26 protein-coding genes are annotated in these 22,901 nt (G+C 71.9%); 13 read left to right on the top strand and 13 right to left on the bottom strand.

The annotated features are described in order from the left end of the window. Position 1 precedes the first annotated feature (1 nt). From LN251_RS00180 to LN251_RS00165, 4 genes are all read left to right on the top strand, one after another. A complete protein-coding gene (locus LN251_RS00180) occupies positions 2–763 on the top strand; it encodes an SDR family oxidoreductase (RefSeq protein WP_458242553.1) in 762 nt (253 codons plus the stop codon). 212 nt (positions 764–975) lie between these two features. Next, complete coding sequence (locus LN251_RS00175; RefSeq protein ID WP_458242552.1) at positions 976–2,559, top strand: ABC transporter substrate-binding protein; 1,584 nt, start codon at positions 976–978, stop codon at positions 2,557–2,559. Between the two features lie 106 nt (positions 2,560–2,665). After that, on the top strand, positions 2,666–3,349 hold the full coding sequence (ung, locus tag LN251_RS00170; RefSeq protein ID WP_058926650.1) for a uracil-DNA glycosylase: 684 nt from the start codon (positions 2,666–2,668) through the stop codon (positions 3,347–3,349). A gap of 111 nt (positions 3,350–3,460) precedes the next feature. Further along, positions 3,461–3,982, top strand: coding sequence for a hypothetical protein (locus LN251_RS00165; RefSeq protein WP_458242551.1), 522 nt, complete (start codon positions 3,461–3,463; stop codon positions 3,980–3,982). Between the two features lie 77 nt (positions 3,983–4,059). Here LN251_RS00165 and LN251_RS00160 read toward each other — a convergent pair whose 3' ends face one another. The 3 genes from LN251_RS00160 to LN251_RS00150 form a co-directional block, all read right to left on the bottom strand. After that, complete coding sequence (locus LN251_RS00160; protein WP_458242550.1) at positions 4,060–4,530, bottom strand: hypothetical protein; 471 nt, start codon at positions 4,528–4,530, stop codon at positions 4,060–4,062. Positions 4,531–4,642: 112 nt separating this feature from the next. After that, positions 4,643–5,155 carry a DinB family protein gene (locus LN251_RS00155; RefSeq protein WP_458242549.1) on the bottom strand — a complete coding sequence of 171 codons (513 nt, stop codon included), beginning with the start codon at positions 5,153–5,155 and terminating at the stop codon, positions 4,643–4,645. Between the two features lie 39 nt (positions 5,156–5,194). After that, complete coding sequence (locus tag LN251_RS00150; RefSeq protein WP_458242548.1) at positions 5,195–5,782, bottom strand: TetR/AcrR family transcriptional regulator; 588 nt, start codon at positions 5,780–5,782, stop codon at positions 5,195–5,197. A gap of 94 nt (positions 5,783–5,876) precedes the next feature. On the opposite strand from LN251_RS00150, the gene LN251_RS00145 reads away from it, so the two are divergent. Beyond that, on the top strand, positions 5,877–7,058 hold the full coding sequence (locus tag LN251_RS00145) for an FAD-dependent monooxygenase (protein WP_458242547.1): 1,182 nt from the start codon (positions 5,877–5,879) through the stop codon (positions 7,056–7,058). Positions 7,059–7,071: 13 nt separating this feature from the next. Continuing rightward, complete coding sequence (locus LN251_RS00140) at positions 7,072–7,977, top strand: Gfo/Idh/MocA family protein (protein WP_458242546.1); 906 nt, start codon at positions 7,072–7,074, stop codon at positions 7,975–7,977. Here LN251_RS00140 and lnt read toward each other — a convergent pair. Together lnt and LN251_RS00130 are read right to left on the bottom strand one after the other, a co-directional pair. After that, the gene (lnt, locus tag LN251_RS00135) at positions 7,901–9,466 is read right to left on the bottom strand and encodes an apolipoprotein N-acyltransferase (RefSeq protein WP_458242545.1); all 1,566 of its coding nucleotides are present in this window, start codon (positions 9,464–9,466) and stop codon (positions 7,901–7,903) included. The two genes, LN251_RS00140 and lnt, sit on opposite strands and share 77 nt — an antisense overlap. Positions 9,467–9,536: 70 nt before the next feature. Further along, positions 9,537–10,013, bottom strand: a complete 477-nt coding sequence (locus LN251_RS00130) for a nuclear transport factor 2 family protein (RefSeq protein ID WP_458242544.1) — start codon at positions 10,011–10,013, stop codon at positions 9,537–9,539. Between the two features lie 183 nt (positions 10,014–10,196). Between LN251_RS00130 and LN251_RS00125 the strand changes: the two genes are divergently transcribed. Both LN251_RS00125 and LN251_RS00120 read left to right on the top strand, forming a co-directional pair. After that, complete coding sequence (locus LN251_RS00125; protein WP_458242543.1) at positions 10,197–11,171, top strand: LLM class flavin-dependent oxidoreductase; 975 nt, start codon at positions 10,197–10,199, stop codon at positions 11,169–11,171. A 99-nt stretch (positions 11,172–11,270) separates the two neighbouring features. After that, complete coding sequence (locus tag LN251_RS00120; protein ID WP_458242542.1) at positions 11,271–12,011, top strand: SDR family NAD(P)-dependent oxidoreductase; 741 nt, start codon at positions 11,271–11,273, stop codon at positions 12,009–12,011. Positions 12,012–12,024: 13 nt separating this feature from the next. Here LN251_RS00120 and LN251_RS00115 read toward each other — a convergent pair whose 3' ends face one another. From LN251_RS00115 to LN251_RS00095, 5 genes are all read right to left on the bottom strand, one after another. Then, positions 12,025–12,204, bottom strand: a complete 180-nt coding sequence (locus LN251_RS00115; RefSeq protein ID WP_458242541.1) for a hypothetical protein — start codon at positions 12,202–12,204, stop codon at positions 12,025–12,027. Between the two features lie 191 nt (positions 12,205–12,395). Then, on the bottom strand, positions 12,396–13,145 hold the full coding sequence (locus tag LN251_RS00110) for an SDR family NAD(P)-dependent oxidoreductase (RefSeq protein ID WP_458242540.1): 750 nt from the start codon (positions 13,143–13,145) through the stop codon (positions 12,396–12,398). A 217-nt stretch (positions 13,146–13,362) separates the two neighbouring features. Continuing rightward, the gene (locus LN251_RS00105; RefSeq protein WP_458242539.1) at positions 13,363–14,385 is read right to left on the bottom strand and encodes an LLM class flavin-dependent oxidoreductase; all 1,023 of its coding nucleotides are present in this window, start codon (positions 14,383–14,385) and stop codon (positions 13,363–13,365) included. A 106-nt stretch (positions 14,386–14,491) separates the two neighbouring features. Then, positions 14,492–14,953, bottom strand: a complete 462-nt coding sequence (locus tag LN251_RS00100) for a MarR family winged helix-turn-helix transcriptional regulator (RefSeq protein ID WP_458242538.1) — start codon at positions 14,951–14,953, stop codon at positions 14,492–14,494. Positions 14,954–15,080: 127 nt separating this feature from the next. Next, positions 15,081–15,956, bottom strand: a complete 876-nt coding sequence (locus LN251_RS00095) for an undecaprenyl-diphosphate phosphatase (RefSeq protein WP_458242537.1) — start codon at positions 15,954–15,956, stop codon at positions 15,081–15,083. A gap of 262 nt (positions 15,957–16,218) precedes the next feature. On the opposite strand from LN251_RS00095, the gene LN251_RS00090 reads away from it, so the two are divergent. The 3 genes from LN251_RS00090 to LN251_RS00080 are packed head-to-tail and all read left to right on the top strand — an operon-like array spanning position 16,219 to position 19,054. Further along, positions 16,219–17,415 carry a Gfo/Idh/MocA family protein gene (locus LN251_RS00090; protein WP_458242536.1) on the top strand — a complete coding sequence of 399 codons (1,197 nt, stop codon included), beginning with the start codon at positions 16,219–16,221 and terminating at the stop codon, positions 17,413–17,415. Further along, on the top strand, positions 17,412–18,338 hold the full coding sequence (locus tag LN251_RS00085; RefSeq protein WP_458242535.1) for a DUF6807 domain-containing protein: 927 nt from the start codon (positions 17,412–17,414) through the stop codon (positions 18,336–18,338). Before LN251_RS00090 ends, LN251_RS00085 begins: the two co-directional genes overlap by 4 nt. Beyond that, the gene (locus LN251_RS00080; protein WP_458242534.1) at positions 18,332–19,054 is read left to right on the top strand and encodes a cupin domain-containing protein; all 723 of its coding nucleotides are present in this window, start codon (positions 18,332–18,334) and stop codon (positions 19,052–19,054) included. Before LN251_RS00085 ends, LN251_RS00080 begins: the two co-directional genes overlap by 7 nt. 12 nt (positions 19,055–19,066) lie before the next feature. Here the strand turns inward: LN251_RS00080 and LN251_RS00075 are convergent, their stop codons facing one another. Further along, positions 19,067–19,537: a winged helix-turn-helix transcriptional regulator gene (locus LN251_RS00075; RefSeq protein ID WP_458242533.1), complete on the bottom strand. Its 471-nt coding sequence runs from the start codon at positions 19,535–19,537 to the stop codon at positions 19,067–19,069. Between the two features lie 141 nt (positions 19,538–19,678). Between LN251_RS00075 and LN251_RS00070 the strand changes: the two genes are divergently transcribed. Further along, positions 19,679–20,851: a thiolase family protein gene (locus LN251_RS00070; RefSeq protein WP_458242532.1), complete on the top strand. Its 1,173-nt coding sequence runs from the start codon at positions 19,679–19,681 to the stop codon at positions 20,849–20,851. A 16-nt stretch (positions 20,852–20,867) separates the two neighbouring features. On the opposite strand, the gene LN251_RS00065 is transcribed toward LN251_RS00070, so the two are convergent. Next, positions 20,868–21,641: a TVP38/TMEM64 family protein gene (locus tag LN251_RS00065; protein ID WP_458242531.1), complete on the bottom strand. Its 774-nt coding sequence runs from the start codon at positions 21,639–21,641 to the stop codon at positions 20,868–20,870. Positions 21,642–21,690: 49 nt separating this feature from the next. On the opposite strand from LN251_RS00065, the gene LN251_RS00060 reads away from it, so the two are divergent. Then, positions 21,691–22,413, top strand: coding sequence for a DNA alkylation repair protein (locus tag LN251_RS00060; protein ID WP_458242530.1), 723 nt, complete (start codon positions 21,691–21,693; stop codon positions 22,411–22,413). A 5-nt stretch (positions 22,414–22,418) separates the two neighbouring features. On the opposite strand, the gene LN251_RS00055 is transcribed toward LN251_RS00060, so the two are convergent. Continuing rightward, positions 22,419–22,823 (bottom strand): hypothetical protein, encoded by a 405-nt coding sequence (locus tag LN251_RS00055; protein ID WP_458242529.1) that lies wholly within the window; start codon positions 22,821–22,823, stop codon positions 22,419–22,421. Between the last annotated feature and the right edge of the window lie 78 nt (positions 22,824–22,901).

Raw genomic sequence — 22,901 nt, 5'->3', positions numbered from 1 at the left:
CATGACTGAACTGCCCGCACTCTCCGGCAAGGTCGCCCTCGTCACGGGCGCCAGCCGCGGCATCGGCTACGGCGTCGCCGAGGCGCTCGTCGCCCGCGGCGACCGCGTGGCCATCACCGGCCGCAACGAGGACGCCCTGAAGGAGGCCGTCGACAAGCTCGGCGCCGACCGCGTCATCGGCATCGCCGGCAAGGCGCACGACCTGGACCACCAGACCGAGGCCGTCGAGCGCACCATGGAGGCCTTCGGCCGCGTCGACTTCCTGGTCAACAACGCCGGTACCAACCCGGTGTTCGGCCCGATCGCCGACCTCGACCTGAACGTGGCGCGCAAGGTCTTCGAGACCAACGTGATCTCCGCGCTCGGCTTCGCGCAGAAGACCTGGCACGCCTGGCAGAAGGACAACGGCGGCGCCATCGTCAACATCGCCTCCGTCGCGGGCCTCGCGCCCTCGCCCTTCATCGCCGCCTACGGCGTCAGCAAGGCCGCGCTGATCAACCTGACGCAGCAGCTGGCGCACGAGTTCGCGCCCAAGGTGCGGGTCAACGCGATCGCCCCGGCCGTCGTCAAGACCAAGTTCGCCCAGGCCCTGTACGAGGGCCGGGAGGCCGAGGCGGCCGCCGCCTACCCGCTGGCCCGGCTCGGCGTACCGTCCGACATCGGCGGCGCCGCGGCGTTCCTCACCTCCGAGCAGTCCGACTGGGTCACCGGCCAGACGCTCGTGGTCGACGGCGGCATCTTCCTGAACGCCGGAGTGGGCTGAGAAACCCGCCCGCGAGGGTAACGATCGGGCACCCGAGGGCGCTGTTTCCTTGACGGAAACGGCGCCCTCGTCGTCGTAGGGAAGGGGTGCGCGGCGATGACAACGTCGTCATAAACAAGCTGATCAAGCCCCTTGTACGCGGCGGGTTCAACCCCCGTTGCCCTGCGGTATGGTCTGCCGACCCTTGGTACGGCAGATCGAGGAGCGAGCGCGTGTTCAACCGGAAGCGACGCCTGCGTCAGGCGGCGGCCATCGCGTCCATATCGTCCCTGGTGACCGGCTGCGGGGTCCTGTCGTCGGACTCCTCCGACAGCAAGGGGCCGATCACCGTCGGCACCACCAGTGCCCCCAGCACACTGGATCCCGCCGCCTCCTGGGACCAGTCCTGGGAGTTGTTCCGGAACATTTACCAAACACTGCTCAGCTACCCGTCGGGCGCGACCACTCCGCAGCCCGACGCGGCGGAGAGCTGCCGCTTCGCGGACAGTTCGAACAGAACGTACAGATGCCGGCTGCGCTCCGGCCTGAAGTTCTCCGACGGGCACACGCTCGACGCCGCGGCAGTGAAGTACTCCATCGACCGCATCAGGAAGATCAACCTCAACGGCGGCCCCGCGGGCCTGCTCGGCAGCCTCGACCGGGTCCAGGTGCTCGGCGACAGCGAGATCGTCTTCCACCTCAACAAGCCGGACGCCACCTTCCCGTTCGTGCTCGCCACGCCCGCGATGTCCATCGTGGACCCGGAGGAGTACCCCGCCTCCTCCCTGCGCAAGGACGACAAGGTCTACGGCTCCGGGCCGTACACCCTGCGCTCCTACGAGGACGGCAAGCGCGCCGAACTCGCCAAGAACGACAGCTACAAGGGCGCCGCCGAGCGCAAGAACGACGCGGTGACCATCCGCTACTACCGGGAGTCGGCCCCCATGGTCGCCGACCTCAAGAAGGGCAGCCTCGACGTCGCCTTCCGCGGCCTCGACGCCGACGACATCGTCGGGCTGCAGAAGCACAACACGGACGGCAGCCTGCAGCTCATCGAGGGCTCCGGCATCGAGATCAACTACCTGGTCTTCAACCCCAAGGACCCCTGGGCCGGGAAGGCCGCGGTGCGCAAGGCCGTCGCCCAGGTCATCGACCGCGGCGCGATCGCGCACAAGGTCTACAAGGACACCGTCGAGCCGCTGTACTCGATGGTCCCCAAGGGCCTGACCGGTCACACGACGGACTTCTTCGACGACTTCGGCAGCCCCAGCGCGGCCAAGGCCCGCAAGATCCTCACCACCGCCGGCATCACCCAGCGCGTCCCGCTCACCCTCTGGTACACCAGCGACCGCTACGGCTCGCAGACCAAGCCGGAGTTCGCCGAGATCAAGCGCCAGCTGGAGGACTCCGGCCTGTTCACGGTGACCCTCAAGGACCGGCCCTGGAAGACGTACGTCACCGGCTACCAGAAGGGCGAGTACCCGGTCTTCGGGCGCGGCTGGTTCCCCGACTTCCCGGACCCCGACAACTTCATCGCGCCCTTCGTGGGCAAGCAGAACGCCCTCGGCACCCCCTACCCGGCGCCCGAGATCACCGGCGTGCTGCTGCCCCGCTCGCGCAGTGTGAGCGACCGCGCCAACGTCGTCTCGGACTTCGAGCAGGCGCAGAAGATCCTCGTCGACGACGCCCGGTTGCTGCCGCTGTGGCAAGGCAAGCAGTTCGTGGCCGCCAGCGACGACATCTCCGGCGCGGAGCAGGCGCTGGACCCGTCGACGATCATGATGATGGGTGAGCTGTCCCGCAAGACCAGCTGGTAGCGGGCGGATCTCGGTGAGCGCGGGGCCGTTGTCAGTGGTCGCCTGTAGGTTCTGAGACCTGGAAGTGACCGCACAGCGTTCCACCGCACACCGTGAGGAAGTTGACGTGACCGACATCGCCATGCTGCCCGAGTCCTGGCGCGGGGTTCTGGGCGACGAGCTGCAGCAGCCCTACTTCAAGGAGCTGACGGAGTTCGTCGAGGAGGAGCGGGCGAAGGGTCCCGTCTATCCGCCGCGCGAGGAGGTCTTCGCCGCGCTGGACGCCACCCCCTACGACCAGGTGAAGGTCCTGATCCTCGGTCAGGACCCGTACCACGGCGAGGGCCAGGGACACGGCCTGTGCTTCTCGGTCCGCCCCGGTGTGAAGATCCCGCCCTCCCTGCGCAACATCTACAAGGAGATGCACGAGGAGCTCGGCACCCCCGTCCCGGACAACGGCTATCTGATGCCGTGGGCCCAGCAGGGCGTCCTGCTGCTGAACGCGGTGCTCACGGTCCGCTCCGGCGAGGCGAACTCGCACAAGGGCAAGGGCTGGGAGAAGTTCACCGACGCGGTGATCCGCGCGGTCGCCGAGCGCCCCGACCCGGCGGTCTTCGTGCTGTGGGGCAACTACGCGCAGAAGAAGCTCCCGCTGATCGACGAGACCCGGCACGCCGTGGTCAAGGGCGCGCACCCCTCGCCGCTGTCCGCGAAGAAGTTCTTCGGCTCCCGTCCGTTCACGCAGATCAACGAGGCGGTGGCGCGGCAGGGCCACGAGCCGATCGACTGGACGGTGCCGAACCTGGGCTGAGCGCTCCCGGGCCGGTTCCGCACCGGACCGGCCCGGTGCCGCCTGACCGCGAATGCCGATCGCTGCGGTTAGCGTCGGTGATCAGTAGCCGACGAGTGGGCGGAGTGCGCGGTGGCCAAGGGACAGGAGCAGACGGCGCCGGACGCCGTGCTGACACGCATCGGACAGGTCGTCATCCTGCACCACGCCGGAGACCGTGAGGAGGCCCGGCACCGCTTCCTCGATCTGTGGGCCGAGATCGGCACGGACGGCGACCCGCTGCACCGCTGCACCCTGGCCCACTACATGGCCGACGCCCAGGACGACCCGTCCGACGAGCTGGCCTGGGACCTGAGGGCACTGACGGCCGCGGAGGAACTGTCCGGGGGGCGCTGCGCCGGGCACGTGAGCGCCCCTGCGGTACGGGCGCTGTACCCCTCCCTGCACCTGAACCTGGCCGCCGACTACCTCAAACTCGGCCGTGACGGTGCCGCCCGCACCCATCTGCGCCGGGCCAAAACCGCCGCCGGCTCGCTCGGCGACGACCGGTACGGCGACGGGGTGCGGGCGGCCATCAGCCGGCTGGAGTCCAGCCTGGGCGAGCGGGGCGCCGACGGGGACGGGTCATGGGGGCCACCGAGACAACGGCCCTGACGGGGCGGGGGGGGGCTTCCGAATATCTCCCGGCGCTGCCCGGCGCTTCCGAATGCTTCCCGGCACCCCGCGGAGGCTCAACGCCCGTACGCCTGCTTGCAGATGACCGACTCCGGGCTGTCCGCACGCCAGTCTCCGTACTGCCGGCCCAGCACGCACAGGTCCTTCGCGTTCTTCGGCACCGACCTGCCCACGTCCGGGACCGCCACGCGCGGCGGCCGATGCTGGTGCCGGTGGTGCGGCTGCGGCGCCCGGGAGCGGGGCGCGGGCGGCCGCTCGGCCGGCGCGGGCGCCTTCGCCACCGGTCCGTGGTGCCGCGGTGTCCTGGGCTCCGCCCGCCGGGACGGGCCGATCATCTCCAGCGCCTCCTTGGCCGGCGCCTGCACGGTCTGCTGCTCGCGCTCACCGTCCGGGCGCGGCGCCGACGGCTGGGACGGTGCCGTCGGCGGCGGGCCGGAGACGTGCGGGCGCTGGACCGTCACACAGCCGGTGAGGGCCGCGACAGCGACGGTGACCAGGAGCGCTGCGGTGGTCGTCGTTCGATGCACCCCGCAACGATGGCGTCTCGGCCCGTCCCGCGGAACAGCGGACGGGCGGAGGATGCCCCGCACGGGTGATCTCCGGCCCCGTACGGAGGGCGCGGGGGCGGCCGGGCTGACGTCAGTCGCCGGTGGCGCCGTCGATCCGCTCGCGGAGCAGGTCGGCGTGGCCGTTGTGGCGGGCGTACTCCTCGATCATGTGGGTGTAGATCCAGCGGAGGTTGAACTGCTCGCCGGTGCGCCGGTGCCGGCCCTTGGAGAGGTCGTCCAGGCCGAACCCGGCCGCGATACGGCGCGCGGCCTCGATCTCGGTCTGCCAGGTGTCCCGCGCCCGCGTCCAGGTGTCCGACTCGGTGAGGTGGAACTCGCCGTCGGGGTCCTCGTCGGTGAAGTGGATCGGTCCCGCGTCCTCGTCCGCGAGGACCCGGCGGAACCAGCCGCGCTCCACGTCCGCCATGTGCCGTACCAGCCCCATGAGCGACAGCGTGGACGGCTCCACGGAGGCGGTCCTCAGCTGGGCGTCGGTCAGACCCTCGCACTTCCAGGCCAGCGTCTGCCGGTGGTACTCCAGCCAGCCCTCCAGCATGGTGCGTTCGTCGGCGGTGGTGGCCGGTTCACGGCGTTCGATCGTCATAGCGGCATCCTCGTTCAACCCGCCGCCCGCCACCACGGGTTATCGGCTGTCCAGCATGCCTTCGAGCAGTTCCCGCAGCCCCGCCCGGACCTGCTCCAGACCGGGCGTCTCGGCGTTGAAGGACCCCGCCACGCAGGAGAACATCAGCCCGTCCGCCCAGGCCGCCAGCGACAGCGCGTGCCGGGCCGGGTCCGTCGAGCCGAGGTCCGTCACCAGTGCCGTGAGCAGGTCGCGGAAGCGGGCGCCGGCCGCGTCGAAGTGGGCGCGCAGTTCGGGGCGGCGGGTGGCCTCCAGCGCCAGTTCGTAGCGGGCGAGGGTCAGCTCGCGGTTGCGGGTCAGGGCCCGGTGCGTGGCGAGGGCGAGGGCGTCGGCCGTCGCGGCCGCCCCGGCCCGCGGGTCGGGCAGTTCGTGCAGGGCCAGCACCCGCGCCTCCCGGTCGGCCAGCCGCCGCACCGTCAGTTCCAGCAGGGCCTGCCGGGTCCGGGCGACATTGGACGTGGAGCCCTGGGGGAGGCCGGCCGTCTCATCGACCGCCCGGTGGGTGAGGCCGCGCATCCCGCGCTCGGCGAGCAGGACGAGAGCGGCGTCGGCGACCCGGTCGGTACGGGAGGCGGTGCGTTCGGGCATGGGGCCCAACCTACCCGGATCACTACGCCTGTAGTACATTCGAGGCCAGGCGTCACTACACCTGTAGTGGCCAGGGTCGGCATCCGGAGGAGTCATGGCTGTGCCGGAACGAGCCGTCGTCATCGGCGGCGGCATAGGCGGACTGACCGCCGCGGCCGCACTGCACCGACGCGGCGTGCAGGTCACCGTGCTGGAGCGGGCCGGCTCGCTGGAACCGGTCGGCGCCGCCGTCTCCCTCGCCCCCAACGCCCTGCGCGCCCTGGACGTCATCGGCGTGGGCGACGAGATCCGCGAGCTCGCCGCCTGGCAGGGCGACGGAGGACTGCGCACCCCGTCCGGCCGCTGGCTCTCCCGCACCAGCGCGGAGGCCGCCGCCCGGCGCTTCGGAGGCCCCCTGGTCCTGCTGCACCGGGCCACCCTCATCGACAGCCTGGCCGCGCTGCTCCCGCCGGGCACCGTCCGCACGGACGCCGCCGCGACCCTCGCCGACCCGGGTGACACCGGCCGCCCGGCCCGCGTGCGCACACGCGACGGCGAACTGGAGGCCGACCTGGTCGTTGCGGCGGACGGCATCCACTCCGCCGTACGCGAGCGTCTCTTCCCCGAGCACCCCGGTCCCGTCTTCTCCGGCTTCACCACCTGGCGGGTGGTCGTCCCGCTCCCCGGCGTCGGGTTCGCCTCGCACGAGACCTGGGGTAGGGGCTGCCTGTGGGGCACGCACCCGCTCAAGGACGGCCGGGTGTACGCCTACGCCGCGGCCGTCGCCCCGGCGGGCGAGCGAGCGCCCGACGAGCGGGCCGAACTCCTGCGGCGCTTCGGCCACTGGCACGACCCGATCCCCGCCGTCATCGCCGCCACCCGCCCCGAGGACGTCCTGCGCCACGACGTCCACCACCTCGCCCCACCACTGCCCGCCTTCCACCACGGCCGGGTCGCACTGCTCGGCGACGCCGCGCACCCCATGCCGCCGACGCTCGGCCAGGGCGGCAACCAGGCCGTCGAGGACGCGATCGTGCTGGCACACCACGCCGACGCGCTCGCCGCCTACACGGAGGCCCGCCTTCCCCGCACGACCGCCATCACCCGCCAGGCGGTCCGGGCGGCCCGGTTCAGCATGAGCACCGACCGCGCCCTGACGGCCGTCCGGGACACGGCCCTCGCCGCACTCTCGCGCGCCGTACCCGGGCTCCTGCTGCGGGGCTTCGCCTCCATAGCCGACTGGCGGCCGCCGCAGCCGCCGTATGCTTCCGGCAGGAGCACGGCAGGCAAGCGCTAGAGGAGAACACCCCGTGAAGGTCGGCTGCATCGGACTCGGCGACATCGCGCAGAAGGCCTACCTTCCGGTGCTCGGCGCCCTGGCCGGGGTCGAGCTGCACCTGCAGACCCGCACGCCCGCCACGCTCGGCCGGGTGGCCGACAGCCTGCACCTCACGGCCGATCGCCGCCACCGCGACCTCGACTCCCTCCTCGCCCAGGACCTCGACGCCGCCTTCGTGCACGCGCCCACCCTCGCGCACCCCGAGATCGTCACGCGGCTGCTGGAAGCAGGGGTGCCGACCTACGTCGACAAGCCGCTCGCCTACGAACTCGCCGACTCCGAACGGCTGGTGGCCCTCGCCGAGGAGCGCGGTGTGTCCCTCGCCGTCGGCTTCAACCGGCGCTACGCACCCGGCTACGCGCAGTGCGCCGACCATCCGCGCGAACTGATCCTCATGCAGAAGAACCGGATCGGACTGCCGGAGGAGCCCCGGTCGATGATCCTCGACGACTTCATCCACGTCGTCGACACACTGCGGTTCCTGGTGCCCGGGCCCGTCGACGACGTGACGGTCCGCGCGCGCGTGCAGGACGGGCTGCTGCACCACGTGGTGCTGCAACTGGCCGGCGACGGCTTCACCGCGCTCGGCGTGATGAACCGGCTCAGCGGCTCGGCGGAGGAGATCCTGGAGGTGTCCGGTCAGGACACCAAGCGTCAGGTGGTCAACCTCGCCGAGATAGTCGACCACAAGGGTCAGCCGACCGTGCGGCGGCGCGGGGACTGGGTGCCGGTGGCCCGCCAGCGCGGTATCGAGCAGGCCGTCCTGGCCTTCCTCGACGCGGTACGCGCGGGCAAGGTGCTCAGCGCCCGGGACGCACTGGCGACTCACGAACTGTGCGAGCGGGTGGTACGTGCGGTCGTGGACCGGGCCGCCTGAGCCGGACCGACCGCACCCCCTGCGTCGCGCACCACACGGCGAGGATCAGGATCGCGCCGTGCACCGGCCAGTCGCCGTAGCGGACGTACGGGGTGATCCCGTGGGCCAGCGGGATCTCGAACACCGCGGACGCGCTGCGGTCCGTCCCCACCCACGAGCCGATCCGCTGCCCGCTCGGACCATAGACGGCCGACACCCCGGTCAGGGTCGCGTGCACCATGGGACGGCCGGTCTCCGCGGCGCGCAGGGCGGCCAGCGAGGCGTGCTGCTCGGGAGCCCAGCTCTGCTGGAACGACGACGTCGCCGACTGCGCGATCAGCAACTCGGCGCCGTCCTGGGCGAGATGGCGGCTCATGTCGGGGAACGCCGACTCGAAGCAGACCATCGGGCCGACGCGCAGCCCGTGCCCGACGTTCATCACGACCTGTTCCGTGCCGCGCCTGCGGTCCTCGCCGGCCGCCTTGCCGACGGAGGTGACCCAGCCGAGCAGCGAGCGGGCCGGTATGTACTCGCCGAAGGGCACCAGGCGCATCTTGTCGTAGCGGTCGCCGGTGAGGCCGTGCGGGCCGACGAGGACGGAACTCTTGTATATGCCGGGCCTGTCGGAGCGCCGCGCGTCCACGTTGACGAGGATGTCGGCCTTCGTCTCCCGGGACAGCGCGGCGATGCGCCGGGCGAGGTCGGGCCGCTGCCCGAGGTCGTAGCCGACGCTGCTCTCGCCCCACACGATGAGGTCGAGGCCGCGCCCGGCGAGTTCGCGGGTCAGCCGCTCCTCGCGGTCGAAGCGCCGGTCGGGGCCGTCGACGACACCGGGCTGCACCACCGCGACCCGCACCCGGCCGTCGACGTCCGGACGCGGCGACCACACCCACGCCACGGAGGTGGCCGCGGCCGTCGCGACGATCCCGGCGACGGCCGGCACCCGCGACTCGCGCACGCACACCAGCACCGCGACGGCCACGTTCACGGCCACCACCAGGAAGCTCAGCAGCCACACCCCGCCGACCGAGGCGAGCCGCAGCGCCGGCTCCACCTGCCACTGACTGGAGCCCAGTACGCCCCAGGGGCCGCCCAGACCCTGCCAGGAGCGCACCAGCTCCACCATCAGCCAGGCCGACGGCAGGACGAGAAGGCCGGCGAGGACCTGCCCCGGCCCGGGCACCCCGCCCAGGAAGCGGCGCACCAGCCAGCCCCACGGCATCCACAGCCCGCCCAGCAGCGCCGCCAGCACGAAGATGAAGACGTTCAGGCTCGGCAGCAGCCAGTGGTGCACCGCCACCATGTACCCGAAACCGCCGCACCAGCCGTCGTACGCCGCCCGTTTCCCGGTCGGCGCGGAACGGACCAGCATGATCCACGGGACGAGGGCGACGTACGCGAACCACCACAGCGACGGCGCGGGAAACGCGAACATCGGCAGGGCGCCGGTCAGCGCGGCGACGGCCGAGCGGCGCCACGGAGAGGCGAGCCATGGACCCAAGGTCTTCATACGGCCCCTCTCTACCCAGCTCTGCCTCCAGTGTGCGTGTTTTCCGTGATCGGGGACAGAGCGGCCGAGATCATTCGGCCATGGACGCGGGCCGCGGGCCGGCCGTGCGCCGCCACTTCTCCTCGACGACGACCTCCGTCAGCCGCCAGCCGTCGTCCGTGCGCAGCAGGGCGAAGGCGTAGCGCCCGCCGCACACGAAGTCGGGCACGGAACCGTCCGGATCGAACCGCATCGGATTGACGTAGTCGGCCCGCACCCGGGCCGTGTCGCCGGTGTCCTGCTCCAGGGTTCCGAACCGCACCCGGCGGTTGACGATGAGGTGCTGCCGCATCGGGAAGAGCAGCATGCTCTCGGCGAGCCAGCCGGCGACGGTCACCGCGTCTCCCTCGATGCCGCCCGCCGAGCGGTAGTCGGCGCGCCCGTCGGGCGCGAACAGTCCCCGGTACCCCTCCCAGTCGCCGTCGTCCACCGCCGTCGCGTAGTCGGTGACCACCTCGTCGACGGCCAGCCGGTCCATCACGGTCGCGAGCTCCACACGCTGCGTCATCGGCTCAGTGTTGGGCATGAGACGGGCCGGGCCAAGGGGCCTGGCGGCACATTCGGCACTCGTCGTTCCGCGCGGCCCGCACGGCCCCCGTAGCCTCTCTCGGCCGAACCGGACCTCAACTCCCTTACCGCAAGGGCCAATTACCAGGTGATGTCGGGACGATCCGCTTCCTATACTGACCGAATGATCACCGTCCCGCTCAGCGCGCTCGAGGTGGCCATGGTCCAGTCGGGCGCCCCGGCCGTCGACACGTTGCGCGACACCACCGCGTTCGCCCGGCGTATCGAGGACCTCGGCTACGACCGGCTCTGGTACGCGGAACACCACCACTCCCCGGCCATCGGGGCGTTCCCGCCGGTCGTCCTGACCGCCCACGCGGCTGCCCTGACCTCGTCCCTCAGGCTCGGTTCCGGCGGAGTCCTCGCGCCGAACCACGCCCCGATCACGCTGGCGGAGCAGTTCGGGACGCTCGCAGCGCTGCACCCGGACCGCATCGACCTGGGCATCGGCCGCGGCCCCGGCACCTTCGACGAGCCCACGGCCAGGGCCCTGCGCCGCGGGGCGGCCCCGACCACGGACACCGAGTACCGCGACGACGTCGCGGCGATCCTGCGGTACCTCGTGGACGGGGTGGCTCTCGGCCCGCTCCCCGAACCCTGGCTGCTGTCCTCCAGCACCGCCGGTGCCGCGCTCGCCGCCGAACTGGGCCTGCCGATCGCCTTCGCCCACCACATCCGCCCCGACAACACAGCGGCCGCGCTCGGCCACTACCGCGATCACTTCACGCCGTCCCGCTGGTGTGCGCGGCCGCGCGTACTGGTGTGCGTGGAGACGGTGTGCGCCGACACGGACGAGGAGGCCGCGCGGCTGGCGGGCCCGATGGAGGTCGTCAAGACCGGTCTGGTGCAGGGGCGCAGCGAGATCCCGTTCCCGACGCCCGAGGAGGCGGCGGCTCACCTCTTCACGGAGCAGGAGGAGGGGATGCTCGCGGCCTTCCGTTCGCAGCAGGCGCACGGATCGCCGGCGTCCGTGGTGAAGCGGCTGGCGGACGTGGTGGAGGCGACGGGGGCGGACGAGCTGATGCTGGTGACGCCGGTCTACGCGCTCGCCGACCGGCTGCGGTCGTACGAGCTCGTGCGGGAGCACGCCCGGGCGTAGATTCCCCGGGGGGAGATACCTCCGGACCGCAGACCGGAGGGCCAGGGACGGCTAGGGTGATCGATGATCGATCATTACGGCTCCGTTGCGGGAGGTCCCATGAAACGCCTCGTCACCGTCGTCACCGGCGGCAGCAGGGGAATCGGTGCCGCCACCTGTCTGCGGCTCGCGTCCGAAGGGCACGACGTGGCGGTCGGGTACGTCCGTGACGCCGAGGGCGCCGAGAAGGTGGCGGACGGAGTGCGCGAGGCGGGGGCCCGCGCGGTCGCGGTGCGGGTGGACACCTCCGTGGAGGCCGACGTCGAGCGGCTCTTCGATACGGCGGAGCGGGAACTGGGGCCGGTGACGGGGCTGGTGAACAACGCCGGGGTGACGGGCCTGCTGGGCCGCCTCGCGGACACGGACACGGCGACCCTGCGCCGGGTCGTCGACGTCAACCTCCTGGGCACGCTGCTGTGTTCGCGCCGTGCGGCACAGCTGATGACGGCACGGGGCGCCGGAGTCATCGTGAACGTGTCATCGGGCGCGGCCACGCTCGGCAGCCCCGGGGAGTACGTGCACTACGCGGCGACCAAGGCCGCGGTCGACGCGCTCACGGTGGGGCTCGCCAAGGAGCTCGGCCCGGACGGCATCCGTGTCAACGCGGTCGCGCCGGGCGCCGTCGAGACCGAGATGCACGCGGCGATGGGGGACCCGGACCGCGCCTGGCGTATGGCGGAGGGCATTCCGCTTCGGCGGCCGGGGCGGGCGGAGGAGATCGCGGCGGCCATCGCGTGGCTGATGTCACCGGACGCGTCGTACACCACGGGAGCGGTGCTGCGGGTGGCCGGCGGGCGGTGAGGGGCGGCCGGCTTCAGGCCGCCTGGATGACGCCTTCTCGGATCGCCGCCGCCCACTCGACCACCAAGAGCTCGTACTCCGTGCGTTCCTGGGCCGACAGCGAGCCGCCCGCACGCGTCCACAGCGCCCGGATCTGCTCGTTCACCTCGGCGGCAGAGCGCACGGAACCAGAGGTAAAGGAATCGGGGGACATGCGGACAAGCCTAGGGGCAAGCACTGACACTGCGCTACCGGTCGGCTACTGATCCCGTATGTCTTTGCTCACGACTTATTTGATCACATGCGGTTGATGCATCATCTATCCTTCGGGTGTTCCAGAGAGGGCAAGGGCGTGACGGGGTCGCGGTGCTTCGCTGCGGCCCCACGCCGGTGAGCGGGAGTGCACTACACCTGCTTCGCGCCGCCGTCGACGAAGACCTCGGTGCCCGTGATGAAGCTGGACTGGTCGGTGGCGAGGAAGAGGGCCAGGGCGGCGACTTCCTCCGGCCGGCCCATGCGGCCCAGCGGCACCATGCCGGCGAGGGTCTCTCGCAGCTGTGCCGCCCCTTCCTCGTCCGCGGCGAGGCCGTTGAGGCCGGGGGTGGTGATCGGTCCGGGCGAGATGGTGTTGACGCGGATGCCGCGCCCGCTGAGTTCGTTGGCCCAGGTGCGCGAGAAGGAGCGGATGGCGGCCTTCGAGGCGCCGTAGACACCGAAGGCCGGGTCGCCGGAGACGCCCGCGACGGAGCCCGTGAGGATCACGGACCCGCCGTCGACCAGGTGGGGAAGCGCCTTCTGGACGGTGAAGAGGGTGCCCTTGACGTTGCTGTCGAAGGTGCTGTCGTAGTGCTCCTCGGTGATCTGGTCGAGGGGGGCGAACTCGCCGCCGCCGGCGTTGGCGAACAGGACGTCGATGCGATGTCCGGCGTCGGCGACGGTGGCGTAGAGCCGGTCGAGGTCGGCCAGGTTCGCGCTGTCGGCCCGGACGGGGGTGATGTTGCCGCCGATGAGTTCGGCGGCCTGGTCGAGAGCTTCCTTGCGGCGCCCCGTGATGTAGACGTGGGCGCCCTCCTCGGTGAAGCGACGGGCCGTGGCCAGCCCGATACCGCTGGTGCCGCCGGTGATGACGACCGTCTTGCCGTCCAGCTGTCCCATGGTGTGTCTCCCGATCTGAGTGACGGCCTGTCCGGTCGCCGATCCGTGCAACTTTCAATGACCTTAGGAAGAGAAGGATGACGTGTCAACTATGTAAGTGAAGCGTCACCCATCCGAACCTGCCACAGTCAGGGGTCGGGCGCGGGCGCCGTCCCGTCGACGGCGTCCGCCCAGGCCGCCAGGCGCCGCCGGGGCGGCGCCTTCCGTGGCCGCGTCCTCAGCGCCAGCCGAGCTCCGGCGCGACGTGCGTCAGGATGCTGTCGAGGACATGGGCGTTGTAGTGGACGCCCAGTTGGTTGGGCACGGTGAGCAGCAGGGTGTCGGCCGCGGCGATGGCCTCGTCCTCGGCCAGCCGCTTGACGAGTACGTCCGGCTCTGCGGCGTACGACCGGCCGAAGATGCTGCGCGTGTTGGCGTCGATGTACCCGATCTGGTCCTTCGAGTCGCGGTCGTGGCCGAAGTACGCCCGGTCCCTCTCGTCGACGAGGGGGAAGATGCTGCGGCTGACCGACACCCTGGGGGTGCGCGTGTGGCCGGCGGCCCGCCACGCCTGGTGGTACGCCTCGATCTGCTTGCGCTGCTGGACATGGAGCGGCTCGCCGCTCTCGTCGTCCTTGAGGGTCGAGCTCTGCAGGTTCATGCCGAGCCCGGCGGCCCAGACCGCGGTGGCGTTCGAGCCGGAGCCCCACCAGATGCGGTCCCGCAGGCCCTCCGAGTGCGGTTCGATGCGCAGCAGTCCCGGCGGGTTGGCGAACATCGGACTGGGGTCGGGCTCCGCGAACCCCTCACCGCGGAGCACGTCGAGCAGTTGCTCGGTGTGCGCACGGGCCAGGTCGGTGTCGGTTCCGCCCTCGGGCGGGCGGTAGCCGAAGTGCCGCCAGCCGTCGACGACCTGCTCCGGTGACCCTCGGCTGAGGCCGAGCTGGAGCCGGCCGCCCGAGATCAGATCGGCCGCGCCCGCGTCCTCCGCCATGTAGAGGGGGTTCTCGTAGTGCATGTCGATCACACCGGTGCCGATCTCGATGCGGCTGGTGCGCGCGCCGATCGCCGCGAGCAGCGGGAACGGGGAGGCGTGTTGCCGGGCGAAGTGGTGGACGCGGAAGTACGCGCCGTCCGCTCCCAGTTCCTCGGCGGCGACCGCGAGGTCGATCGCCTGCAGCAGCGAGTCCGAGGCGGAACGCGTCCGGGAGTGCGGCGACGGCGTCCAGTGCCCGAATGACAGGAACCCGATCTTTTTCATACCGCTTTCAACAAAAGCTGGACGTGTTCATTCCGTCGGTCGCGCGGAGGCGGTGTGCCATCGCCGGGTCAGGGCAGGGGTGGTCCCATAGGGAGCGAGGGAGCCCTCAGCTGATGTCGATCTTCTCGATGACGGTGTCGGTGATCTCCGCCAGCAAAGTGATCTGGCCGGGCGAGAGATGGTCCAGGAAGAGCCGCCGGACGTCCTCGACGTGCTGCGGCGCGGCGGCCTCCAGCGCCTCGCGGCCGGCCGGGGTCACCATCATGTACGCCCCGCGTCCGTCGTCGAGGCACTCCTCCCGGGCGACCAGGCCGCGCTTCACCATGCGGGAGAGGTGGTGCGAGACCCGGCTCTTCTCCCAGCCGAGCACCTTCGCGAGCTCCAGCACGCGCAGCCGGTCGCCGGGCGCGCGGGTCAGCTCGGCGAGCACCGAGTAGTCGGTGGCGGACAGCCCGAAGTCGCTCTGCAGTGTCCGGCCGGCCTGATGGACCAGCAGGTCGTGCATGCGGAGCATGCCGCGCCAGGCGCGTTCCTCGGTGGGGCTCAGCCAGCGGGGTGGTTCCTCCATGGCCCCACGATAGGAGGTGGTCGACCTCTCTCTCGCCTCACCCTGCTGGAGGGCGGCGGTGAGGCGGGCGGGGAGCGATCGGCCCTCGGCCGTGGTCCCGCGCCCGTGGGGCCGGCCTCCGCCCTGGTCAGCCCGCCGACTCCGCCGCGTGCGGGCTCAGCACGCCCGCCGTGACCAGGCCGATGATGACGATGCCCAGCGCGATGCGGTACCAGACGAACGGCATGAAGCTCTTCGTCGAGATGAACTTCATGAACCAGGCGATGACCGCGTACCCGGAGGCGAAGGCGATCACCGTCGCGAACAGCGTCGGCCCCCACGCCACGTGGTCGCTCTCCAGCGCGTCCTTGGTCTCGAACAGGCCGGAGGCCAGCACCGCGGGGATGGCGAGCAGGAAGGAGTAACGGGCCGCGGCCTCGCGCCTGTAGCCCATGAACAGGCCGCCGCTGATGGTGGCGCCGGAGCGGGAGACGCCCGGGATCAGTGCCGCCGACTGGCACAGGCCGTAGACCAGGCCGTCCTTCACGCCGAGGTTCTCGAGCGTCTTGCGCTGCTTGGGTGCTCGGTGCCGGCCGCCGGTCTCGTCGCGCGCCGCCAGCCGGTCGGCCACGCCGATCACGACGCCGACGACGATCAGCATGGTCGCCGTGATCCGCAGATCGCGGAACGGCCCCTCGATCTGGTCCTTGAACAGCAGCCCGAGCACGCCGATCGGTACCGAGCCGACGATCACCAGCCAGCCCATCTGGGCGTCGTGGTCCTTGCGCATCTCCTTGCTGAACAGCGAGCGCGCCCACGCCGAGATGATCCGGCCGATGTCCCTGCGGAAGTAGATCAGCACCGCCGCCTCCGTGCCGATCTGCGTGATCGCCGTGAAGGCCGCACCCGGGTCCTTCCAGCCGGAGAAGGCCGCCGTCAGCCGCAGATGCGCGCTGGAGGAGACAGGGAGGAACTCGGTCAGCCCCTGGACGAGCCCGAGGATGAGGGATTCAAACCAAGACATGAAGTTACGGCGTCCAAGTGCTCGTCGAGGCAGGCGCGACGGAACGTCACGCCGCCGGGCGTGGAGATCACGGGTGTGCAGCGCAGCCTAGCGTCCGGCGATGACGGGACCGTCACAGGGGTTTCACCGTCCCCGCCCCCGCCTTGGCTTTCGGGTGGTTGACCTTGCGCGGGTGCGGAGCTTACGTTGCAGGCAGGAGAAAGCGCTTGCTGCCCGTCCTCCTCGCCAGGCCGCCGTTCCCGGAGGAGTGCTGATCGCGTCCATGTCCACGTCCGAGACCCCGTCCGGGACGTCCCCGACCCCCTCCACCCCGCTCGCCGGCCGCCGCGTCCGGGCCGCCCTCGTCGGCATCGGCGCCATCGGGCGTGGCTCCCACCTGCCCGCCCTGGCCGAGCTCGCCGAGGAGGGCGAGACCGAGGTCGTGGCCGCCGTTGACATCGATGCCACAGCGGTCGGGGAGTTCTGCGCGCAAAGCGGGATCCCGCACGCCTACACCGACCTGGACCGCATGCTGCGCGAGCAGCGGCCGGACCTGGTGGCCATCTGCACCCCGCCCACGCTGCACCGCGACCAGACCGTCGCCGCGTTGCGGGCCGGCGCCTGGGTGTGGTGCGAGAAGCCGCCCATGCCGACCCTCGCCGACTTCGACGCCGTACAGGCCGAGGAGGGCACGGACGGCGGGCCGTACGCCTCGATCGTCTTCCAGCACCGCTTCGGATCAGGCTCGCGGCACGTGCGCCGGCTGCTGGCCGAGCGGGCCATGGGCCGGCCGCTCGTCGCGCACTGCCAGACCACCTGGTACCGCGACACCGCCTACTACGCCGTGCCCTGGCGCGGCCGCTGGGCGACCGAGGGCGGCGGACCCGCCATGGGACACGGCATCCACCAGATGGACCTGCTGCTGGACCTGCTCGGCCCGTGGAGCGAGGTGCGCGCGATGGCCGGGCGTCTGGTGCACGACGTGGAAACCGAGGATGTCTCGACCGCCCTGGTCCGCTTCGAGAACGGAGCCCTGGCCACGGTCGTCAACAGTGTGCTGAGCCCCGACGAGGTCAGCCGCATCCGCATCGACTGCGAGCGGGCCACCGTCGAGCTCACCCACCTCTACGGCCACTCCAACGCGAACTGGAGCATCACCCCCGCCCCGGACGTGCCGGGCGACGAGGCCGACGCCTGGCGCGACTTCGGCGCGGACGTGCCCAGCTCGCACCTCGAGCAGCTGCGGGAACTGGTCGCGAGCATGCGCGCGGGGCGGCGCCCGCGCAGCAGCGGTGCCGACGGGCGCACCAGCCTGGAGCTCATCGCCGCGCTGTACAAGTCGGCGTTCACGGACACCACGGTGCGCGCGGGCGAGATCGGTCCCGGCGACCCGTTCTACACGGCGATGCACGGGGACGTCCCCGGCTGGGCACCCGTCCCTTCCACCGTTCCCGTCGCCGCCGAGGAGGTCTCCGCATGACGGGCCTGCGCCTGGTCCACGCCCACGGCGACCGGATCACGGTCACCGAACCTGCCACCGGCGTCGAGCTGCTCAGCTACGTGTACGCCCCGGAGGCCGCCTGGGAGGCCCCCAAGCCGTACATCCACCCCCTGCGCACGCTGGCCGGCGACGTCGTCACCGACTACCGGCCCAACGACCACCGGTGGCACAAGGGCCTGCAGCTGACGGCCTCGCACCTGTCCGGCGCCAACCTGTGGGGCGGCAACTCCTACGTGCACGGCGAGGGCTACCTCGAACTCCCCGAGCGCGTCGGCTCGATGGCGCACGTCGCCTTCGACGAGGTCGCCGTGCGCGACGACCGTGTGGTCATCGCGGAACGGCTGACCTGGCACCCGTACAGCGGCGAGCTGTGGGCCGAGGAGGAGCGCCAGATCGAGATCCACGACGTGGACCACGCGTCCGGGTCCTGGGCGCTGACCTGGTGCAGCGCGGTCACCAACCGCCGCGACGAGCCGCTGCGCTTCGGCAGCCCCACCACCGCAGGCCGTGAACTGGCGGGCTACACGGGCCTGTTCTGGCGCGGCCCGCGCGGCTTCCGGGGCGGCCGCGTCATCGGCCCCGACGCCGAGGGCCCCGGCCTGATGGGCGAGCAGGCGCCCTGGCTCGCCTTCTCCGGTGAGCACGACGGCGCCGACGGCCACGCCACCCTGCTGTTCGCGCACGCCCCCGAGAACGACCACGACGGCGCCCACGGCACGCATCCCGCCCACTGGTTCGTCCGCAACGAGCCGTTCGCCGCCGTGGCCCCCTCCTGGGCGTTCTACGACGAGCTGGAGCTCGCCCCCGGGGACACGCTCGCCCGCCGCTACCGGATCGTCGTGGCCGACGGGGCGTGGGAGCGGGCGGAGATCGCCAAGTACCTGGAGACGCACCCGTGGTGAGCGGCGCCGGCTTCACCGGTCTGCCGGGCGGCGTCGCCGTCTCGCACCTGTGCGTCTACGACTGGCCCGCCGCCGACGGGGTCCGCGGCGGCACTCCCCATGTGCACCTGACGTGTGCGGAGGCGTACGTCGTCACCGGCGGGCGCGGCGCGGTACAGACCCTCACGACGTCCGGGTACGAGGTCACGCCCCTCGTGCCCGGCACGGTCGCCTGGTTCACCCCGGGCACCGTCCACCGGCTCGTCAACGACGACGACCTGCGTATCACGGTGCTGATGCAGAACAGCGGCCTCCCGGAGGCGGGCGACGCGGTGCTGACGCTGCCGCCGCGGTATCTGGCCGACGCCGAGACGTACGCCGCCGCGACCGCCCTCCCCGTAAACGCGCCGGAGGAGGAGCGGGCCCGGGCGGCCCGGGCCCGCAGGGACCTGGCCCTGGAGGGCTACCGGGCGCTGCGCGACGCGGACGGCCCCGAGGCGCTGGCCGCCTTCCACCGCGCCGCCGCGGCACTGGTACGGCCCCGGCTCGCCGAGTGGCGCGAGCGCTGGCGCCGGGGCGCGGAGGCGGCCGCGGCCGCCACGGGGGAGCAGCTGGACCGCCTCGAGAAGGGCGACGCGGGGTACCTCGCCGACGCGGTCGTCCGCGCGCAACAGCCGTCGGAGCGCGGGAGGTTCGGGATGTGCGGGCGGCTGGACGTGTACCCGGGGCCCGCCTGACAGCCGCGGGTTTCAGGCCGCCGTGGGGCCCGTCACGGTCCAGCCCTCGGCCTGTGGGTGGGCCGTCAGGTCCTCGTGGTGGACCGGTGCGCCGCAGGCCCGGCAGATGACCACCGGGACCATCTCGTTGCCGCAGGTGTGCTCGACGACCATGGGCAGGTCGACGCCGCCGCGCAGATGCCGGTCGCCCCATTCCTTGAGGGTCATCAGGACCGGCTCCAGTTCGAGGCCCGCCGCCGTGGGCCGGTACTCGAAGCGCTGCGGGCGTTCGCTGTAGACGCGCTTGGTCAGGATTCCGGCGTCCACCAGCCGGCGCAGCCGCGTGGCCAGGATGTCGCGCGGGGCGCCGATGTTGCGCACCAGCTGGTCGAAGCGGCCGTTGCCCAGGCACACCTCGCGCAGGACGAGCAGCGAGTACTTCTCGCCGACCAGCGCGAGGGCGTCGGCGATGGAGCAGGGGCGCGGGTCTTTGGGGGCGGCCATGGCGCCAGTCTAGGGGAGGGTTTGATTTTCCAACGCACCCGGTTATGGTGAGTCCGGATTTCCTACTGACCGGTAGGCAGGCCGGTCGTACCCGTGACCCTGTCGACGTCGTCGACCCCGAACGTCCCGGAGGCCCGCACCATGCGTGACGCAGTCATCGTCGAAGCCGTACGCACCCCGATCGGCAAGGGCAAACCGAACGGCGCCCTCGCGCACGTCCACCCCGTGGAACTCCTCGCCCACACCCTGCGCACCCTCGTCGAGCGCTCCGGTGTCGACCCGGCACTGATCGACGACGTCATCGGCGGCACCGTCGACCAGGTCGGCGAACAGGCCATGAACACCACCCGCTACGCCGTGCTGTCGGCGGGCTTCCCGGACACGGTCCCGGCCACCACCGTGGACCGTCAGTGTGGCTCCTCCCAGCAGGCCGTGCACTTCGCGGCGCAGGGTGTGCTCTCCGGGGCGTACGACATGGTCGTCGCCTGCGGAGTCGAGTCCATGAGCCGGGTGCCGATGTGGTCCAACGTGCCGCCCGGCAAGGACCCCTTCGGCCCCGGAGTCGCCGAGCGCTACCCGGAGGGCCTGGTCCCGCAGGGCATCAGCGCCGAGCTGATCGCCGCCAAGTGGTCGATCACCCGCGAGCGGATGGACGACTTCGCCCTCTCCTCGCACCGGAAGGCCGCCGACGCCTGGAACCAGGGCCTGTTCGACGCCGAGGTCGCACCGCTGGAGGGCGTCACACGCGACGAGTGCGTACGGCCGGACAGCACCGCCGAGGTCCTCGCCGGCCTCAAGCCCGCCTACCACGACCCGGACTTCGCCGAGCGCTTCCCGCAGATCGAGTGGAACGTCACCGCGGGCAACGCCAGCCCGATCAACGACGGCGCCTCCGCCGTCCTCATCACGTCCTCGGAGACCGCGGCGCGCCTCGGCCTGCGCCCGCTCGCCCGGCTGCACAGCTTCGCCGTGACCGGCTCCGACCCGCTGCTGATGCTCACCGGCGTCATCCCGGCGACCGAGAAGGTGCTGCGCCGGGCCGGACTGACCCTCGACGACATCGACCTGTTCGAGGTCAACGAGGCCTTCTCCAGCGTCGTCCTGGCCTGGCAGCAGGAGACCGGCGCCGATCTCGCCAAGGTCAACGTGCACGGCGGGGCGATCGCCCTCGGTCATCCGCTCGGCGCCAGCGGCACCCGGCTGACGACCACCCTCGTGCACGCCATGCGCGCGAGGGGTGCCCGCTACGCGCTGCAGACGATGTGCGAGGCGGGCGGCCTGGCCAACGCGATGATCCTGGAGGGCGCAGCGTAGCGAGCCGCAGGGGCGGTCAACGGCCCCGGATGTGGTGCCGCTTGCGCCACGCCACCACCGCGCCCACCAGGGCCGGCGCGGCGATGCAGGCCATCGCGATCAGGAAGGCGGGCGACGTCGGCGCCGAGGCACGGGCGCCCGCGACGACGTACGCGGCGGTGTTCGGGATGGAGCCGAGCGCCGTCGCGACCAGGAAGGGCACCCAGCCCATACGGGAGACGGCGGCACAGTAGTTCGCCGCCCAGAACGGCACCCCGGGGAAGAGCCGGGCCGCCATCATCGAGCGGAAGCCGTGCCGGCTGAGCTGTCCGTCCGCCGCCTTGAGCAGCCGGCCCCGCAGCAGCGGGCGCAGCGCGTCCTGCCCGAGCAGCCGGCCCAGTCCGAAGGCGATACCGGCCCCGAGGACCGTGCCCACCAGGGTCGTGCCGATGCCCAGCTGGGAGCCGAACAGCGCGCCCCCCGCGAGGTTCAGCAGCGGACGCGGCACGAACGCCACGGTGCACAGCCCGTACGCCCCGGCGAACACCACGGCCGCCGAGGCCCCGTTAAGCTGCGGCGGCCAGCCGTGCGCGAGCAGTCTCTGCGGTTCGAACAGCAGCACGCACGTGGCGGCGGCGGCCAGCAGGAGGACGAGCAGCGACAGCCGCGACCAGGGCGAGAGCAGCACGCGTGTGCCGCGCGCGCCCGGGCCGGACGGGGCGGAAGCGGGGACGGCGACGGCGAGCTCCGTCGCGGCGGCCCGGGGAGAGGCCGTGGCGGTGCCCCCAGAGCGGGTGGTGGCATCGAGCATCCGGTGACACTAACCGACCGGTGTGTGTGATCGCCGTATGGTTCGTCGCATGGGCGCCACGGACGAGGTCACGATGGATGTGCCGTTCAGCACACTCGCCGACACGGTGCTGGAGCGGCTCACCGCCGTCTACGCCGCCGCGGCCGACCCCGAGCGGGCCGCGCCCATGCGCGCGTACATGAAGGACGTGGCCCCCTTCCTGGGCCTGAGCACGCCCGTGCGCCGCGCGCTGTCCCGCGTGGTCGTCGACGGTCTGCCGCGCCCCGGCGAGAGCGACTGCGTGGCGATCGCGCTGCGGTGCTGGCGGCTCCCCGAGCGCGAGTACCAGTACTTCGCCGTGGACTACCTGCGCCGCCACACGCGCGTGTGCTCCTCGGCCTTCCTGCCCGTCGCCCGACACCTGGTCGGCACGCGCTCCTGGTGGGACACGGTCGACCTGCTCGCGGCACACGTCGTGGGCGCCCTCGTGGCGGCCGATCCGGCGCTGACGGCGGACATGGACGCCTGGATCGCCGACGAGGACCTGTGGATCGCCCGCACCGCACTGCTGCACCAGCTGCGCTACAAGGAACGCACCGACGCCGAACGCCTCTTCGCCTACTGCCTGCGCCAGTCCGGCCACCCCGACTTCTTCATCCGCAAGGCCATCGGCTGGGCGCTGCGCGAGTACGCCAGGACCGACCCGGAGGCCGTACGGGCCTTTGTGGCCCGGGAGCGCGGACGGTTCGCCCCGCTGACGGTGCGGGAGGCGCTGAAGAACATCGGGGCGTAGCCGGGTCAGAGCGTGGCGATGCCCCAGACCAGGAGCGCGGTGCTGAGGACGGCGGTGACGATCGCACCGCGCAGCGTCGCCCCCAGACCGCCGTAGGGGTCCATCGGGCTGTAGGGGCTGTCCGGGGAGACCAGGACCGTCATGGCGGAGCCGACCCCGGCCGGGCGGCCGAACGACGCGTTGGCGATACCCGCCTCGTAGCGCCGGCCGTCGAGGACGTAGCGGACGACCGGGGTGAGGAAGTACGCACCCCGTCTGCCGCTGCCGGTCGCCCGGTGGTCGACGATCTCGGCCTGCAACTCCCGTGCCGTCGGCCGGACCCGCCGCAGGGTCACGTGGTCGCGCAGTTCGCGCACCACGGTCACGAGCGACGCCACGAGCACGCCGGCGGTCACCAGCACCCACACCATGGGGCCATCTATAGCGCACCGGGGAAAACCATTCGACGCCGGACGGCCCGTCGACGATGATCGACCCCATGTTCCGGC

Source organism: Streptomyces sp. MAI_2237 (genome assembly GCF_054189285.1).
Note: the sequence above shows the minus strand (reverse complement) of the source record. Positions and strands in the feature narration are given on the sequence as shown.

Excerpts from the sequence above, each read along its gene's own strand:
- LN251_RS00105 (WP_458242539.1), bottom strand. The coding sequence starts at position 14,385 with ATGAAAAAGATCGGGTTCCTGTCATTCGGGCACTGGACGCCGTCGCCG.
- LN251_RS00150 (WP_458242548.1), bottom strand. The coding sequence starts at position 5,782 with ATGCCCGAACGCACCGCCTCCCGTACCGACCGGGTCGCCGACGCCGCT.
- LN251_RS00115 (WP_458242541.1), bottom strand. The coding sequence starts at position 12,204 with ATGTCCCCCGATTCCTTTACCTCTGGTTCCGTGCGCTCTGCCGCCGAG.
- LN251_RS00060 (WP_458242530.1), top strand. The coding sequence starts at position 21,691 with ATGGGCGCCACGGACGAGGTCACGATGGATGTGCCGTTCAGCACACTC.
- LN251_RS00145 (WP_458242547.1), top strand. The coding sequence starts at position 5,877 with ATGGCTGTGCCGGAACGAGCCGTCGTCATCGGCGGCGGCATAGGCGGA.
- LN251_RS00155 (WP_458242549.1), bottom strand. The coding sequence starts at position 5,155 with ATGACGATCGAACGCCGTGAACCGGCCACCACCGCCGACGAACGCACC.
- LN251_RS00110 (WP_458242540.1), bottom strand. The coding sequence starts at position 13,145 with ATGGGACAGCTGGACGGCAAGACGGTCGTCATCACCGGCGGCACCAGC.
- LN251_RS00055 (WP_458242529.1), bottom strand. The coding sequence starts at position 22,823 with ATGGTGTGGGTGCTGGTGACCGCCGGCGTGCTCGTGGCGTCGCTCGTG.
- LN251_RS00180 (WP_458242553.1), top strand. The coding sequence starts at position 2 with ATGACTGAACTGCCCGCACTCTCCGGCAAGGTCGCCCTCGTCACGGGC.
- LN251_RS00095 (WP_458242537.1), bottom strand. The coding sequence starts at position 15,956 with ATGTCTTGGTTTGAATCCCTCATCCTCGGGCTCGTCCAGGGGCTGACC.
- LN251_RS00085 (WP_458242535.1), top strand. The coding sequence starts at position 17,412 with ATGACGGGCCTGCGCCTGGTCCACGCCCACGGCGACCGGATCACGGTC.
- LN251_RS00090 (WP_458242536.1), top strand. The coding sequence starts at position 16,219 with ATGTCCACGTCCGAGACCCCGTCCGGGACGTCCCCGACCCCCTCCACC.
- LN251_RS00070 (WP_458242532.1), top strand. The coding sequence starts at position 19,679 with ATGCGTGACGCAGTCATCGTCGAAGCCGTACGCACCCCGATCGGCAAG.
- lnt (WP_458242545.1), bottom strand. The coding sequence starts at position 9,466 with ATGAAGACCTTGGGTCCATGGCTCGCCTCTCCGTGGCGCCGCTCGGCC.
- LN251_RS00125 (WP_458242543.1), top strand. The coding sequence starts at position 10,197 with ATGATCACCGTCCCGCTCAGCGCGCTCGAGGTGGCCATGGTCCAGTCG.
- LN251_RS00100 (WP_458242538.1), bottom strand. The coding sequence starts at position 14,953 with ATGGAGGAACCACCCCGCTGGCTGAGCCCCACCGAGGAACGCGCCTGG.
- LN251_RS00065 (WP_458242531.1), bottom strand. The coding sequence starts at position 21,641 with ATGCTCGATGCCACCACCCGCTCTGGGGGCACCGCCACGGCCTCTCCC.
- LN251_RS00130 (WP_458242544.1), bottom strand. The coding sequence starts at position 10,013 with ATGACGCAGCGTGTGGAGCTCGCGACCGTGATGGACCGGCTGGCCGTC.
- LN251_RS00120 (WP_458242542.1), top strand. The coding sequence starts at position 11,271 with ATGAAACGCCTCGTCACCGTCGTCACCGGCGGCAGCAGGGGAATCGGT.
- LN251_RS00075 (WP_458242533.1), bottom strand. The coding sequence starts at position 19,537 with ATGGCCGCCCCCAAAGACCCGCGCCCCTGCTCCATCGCCGACGCCCTC.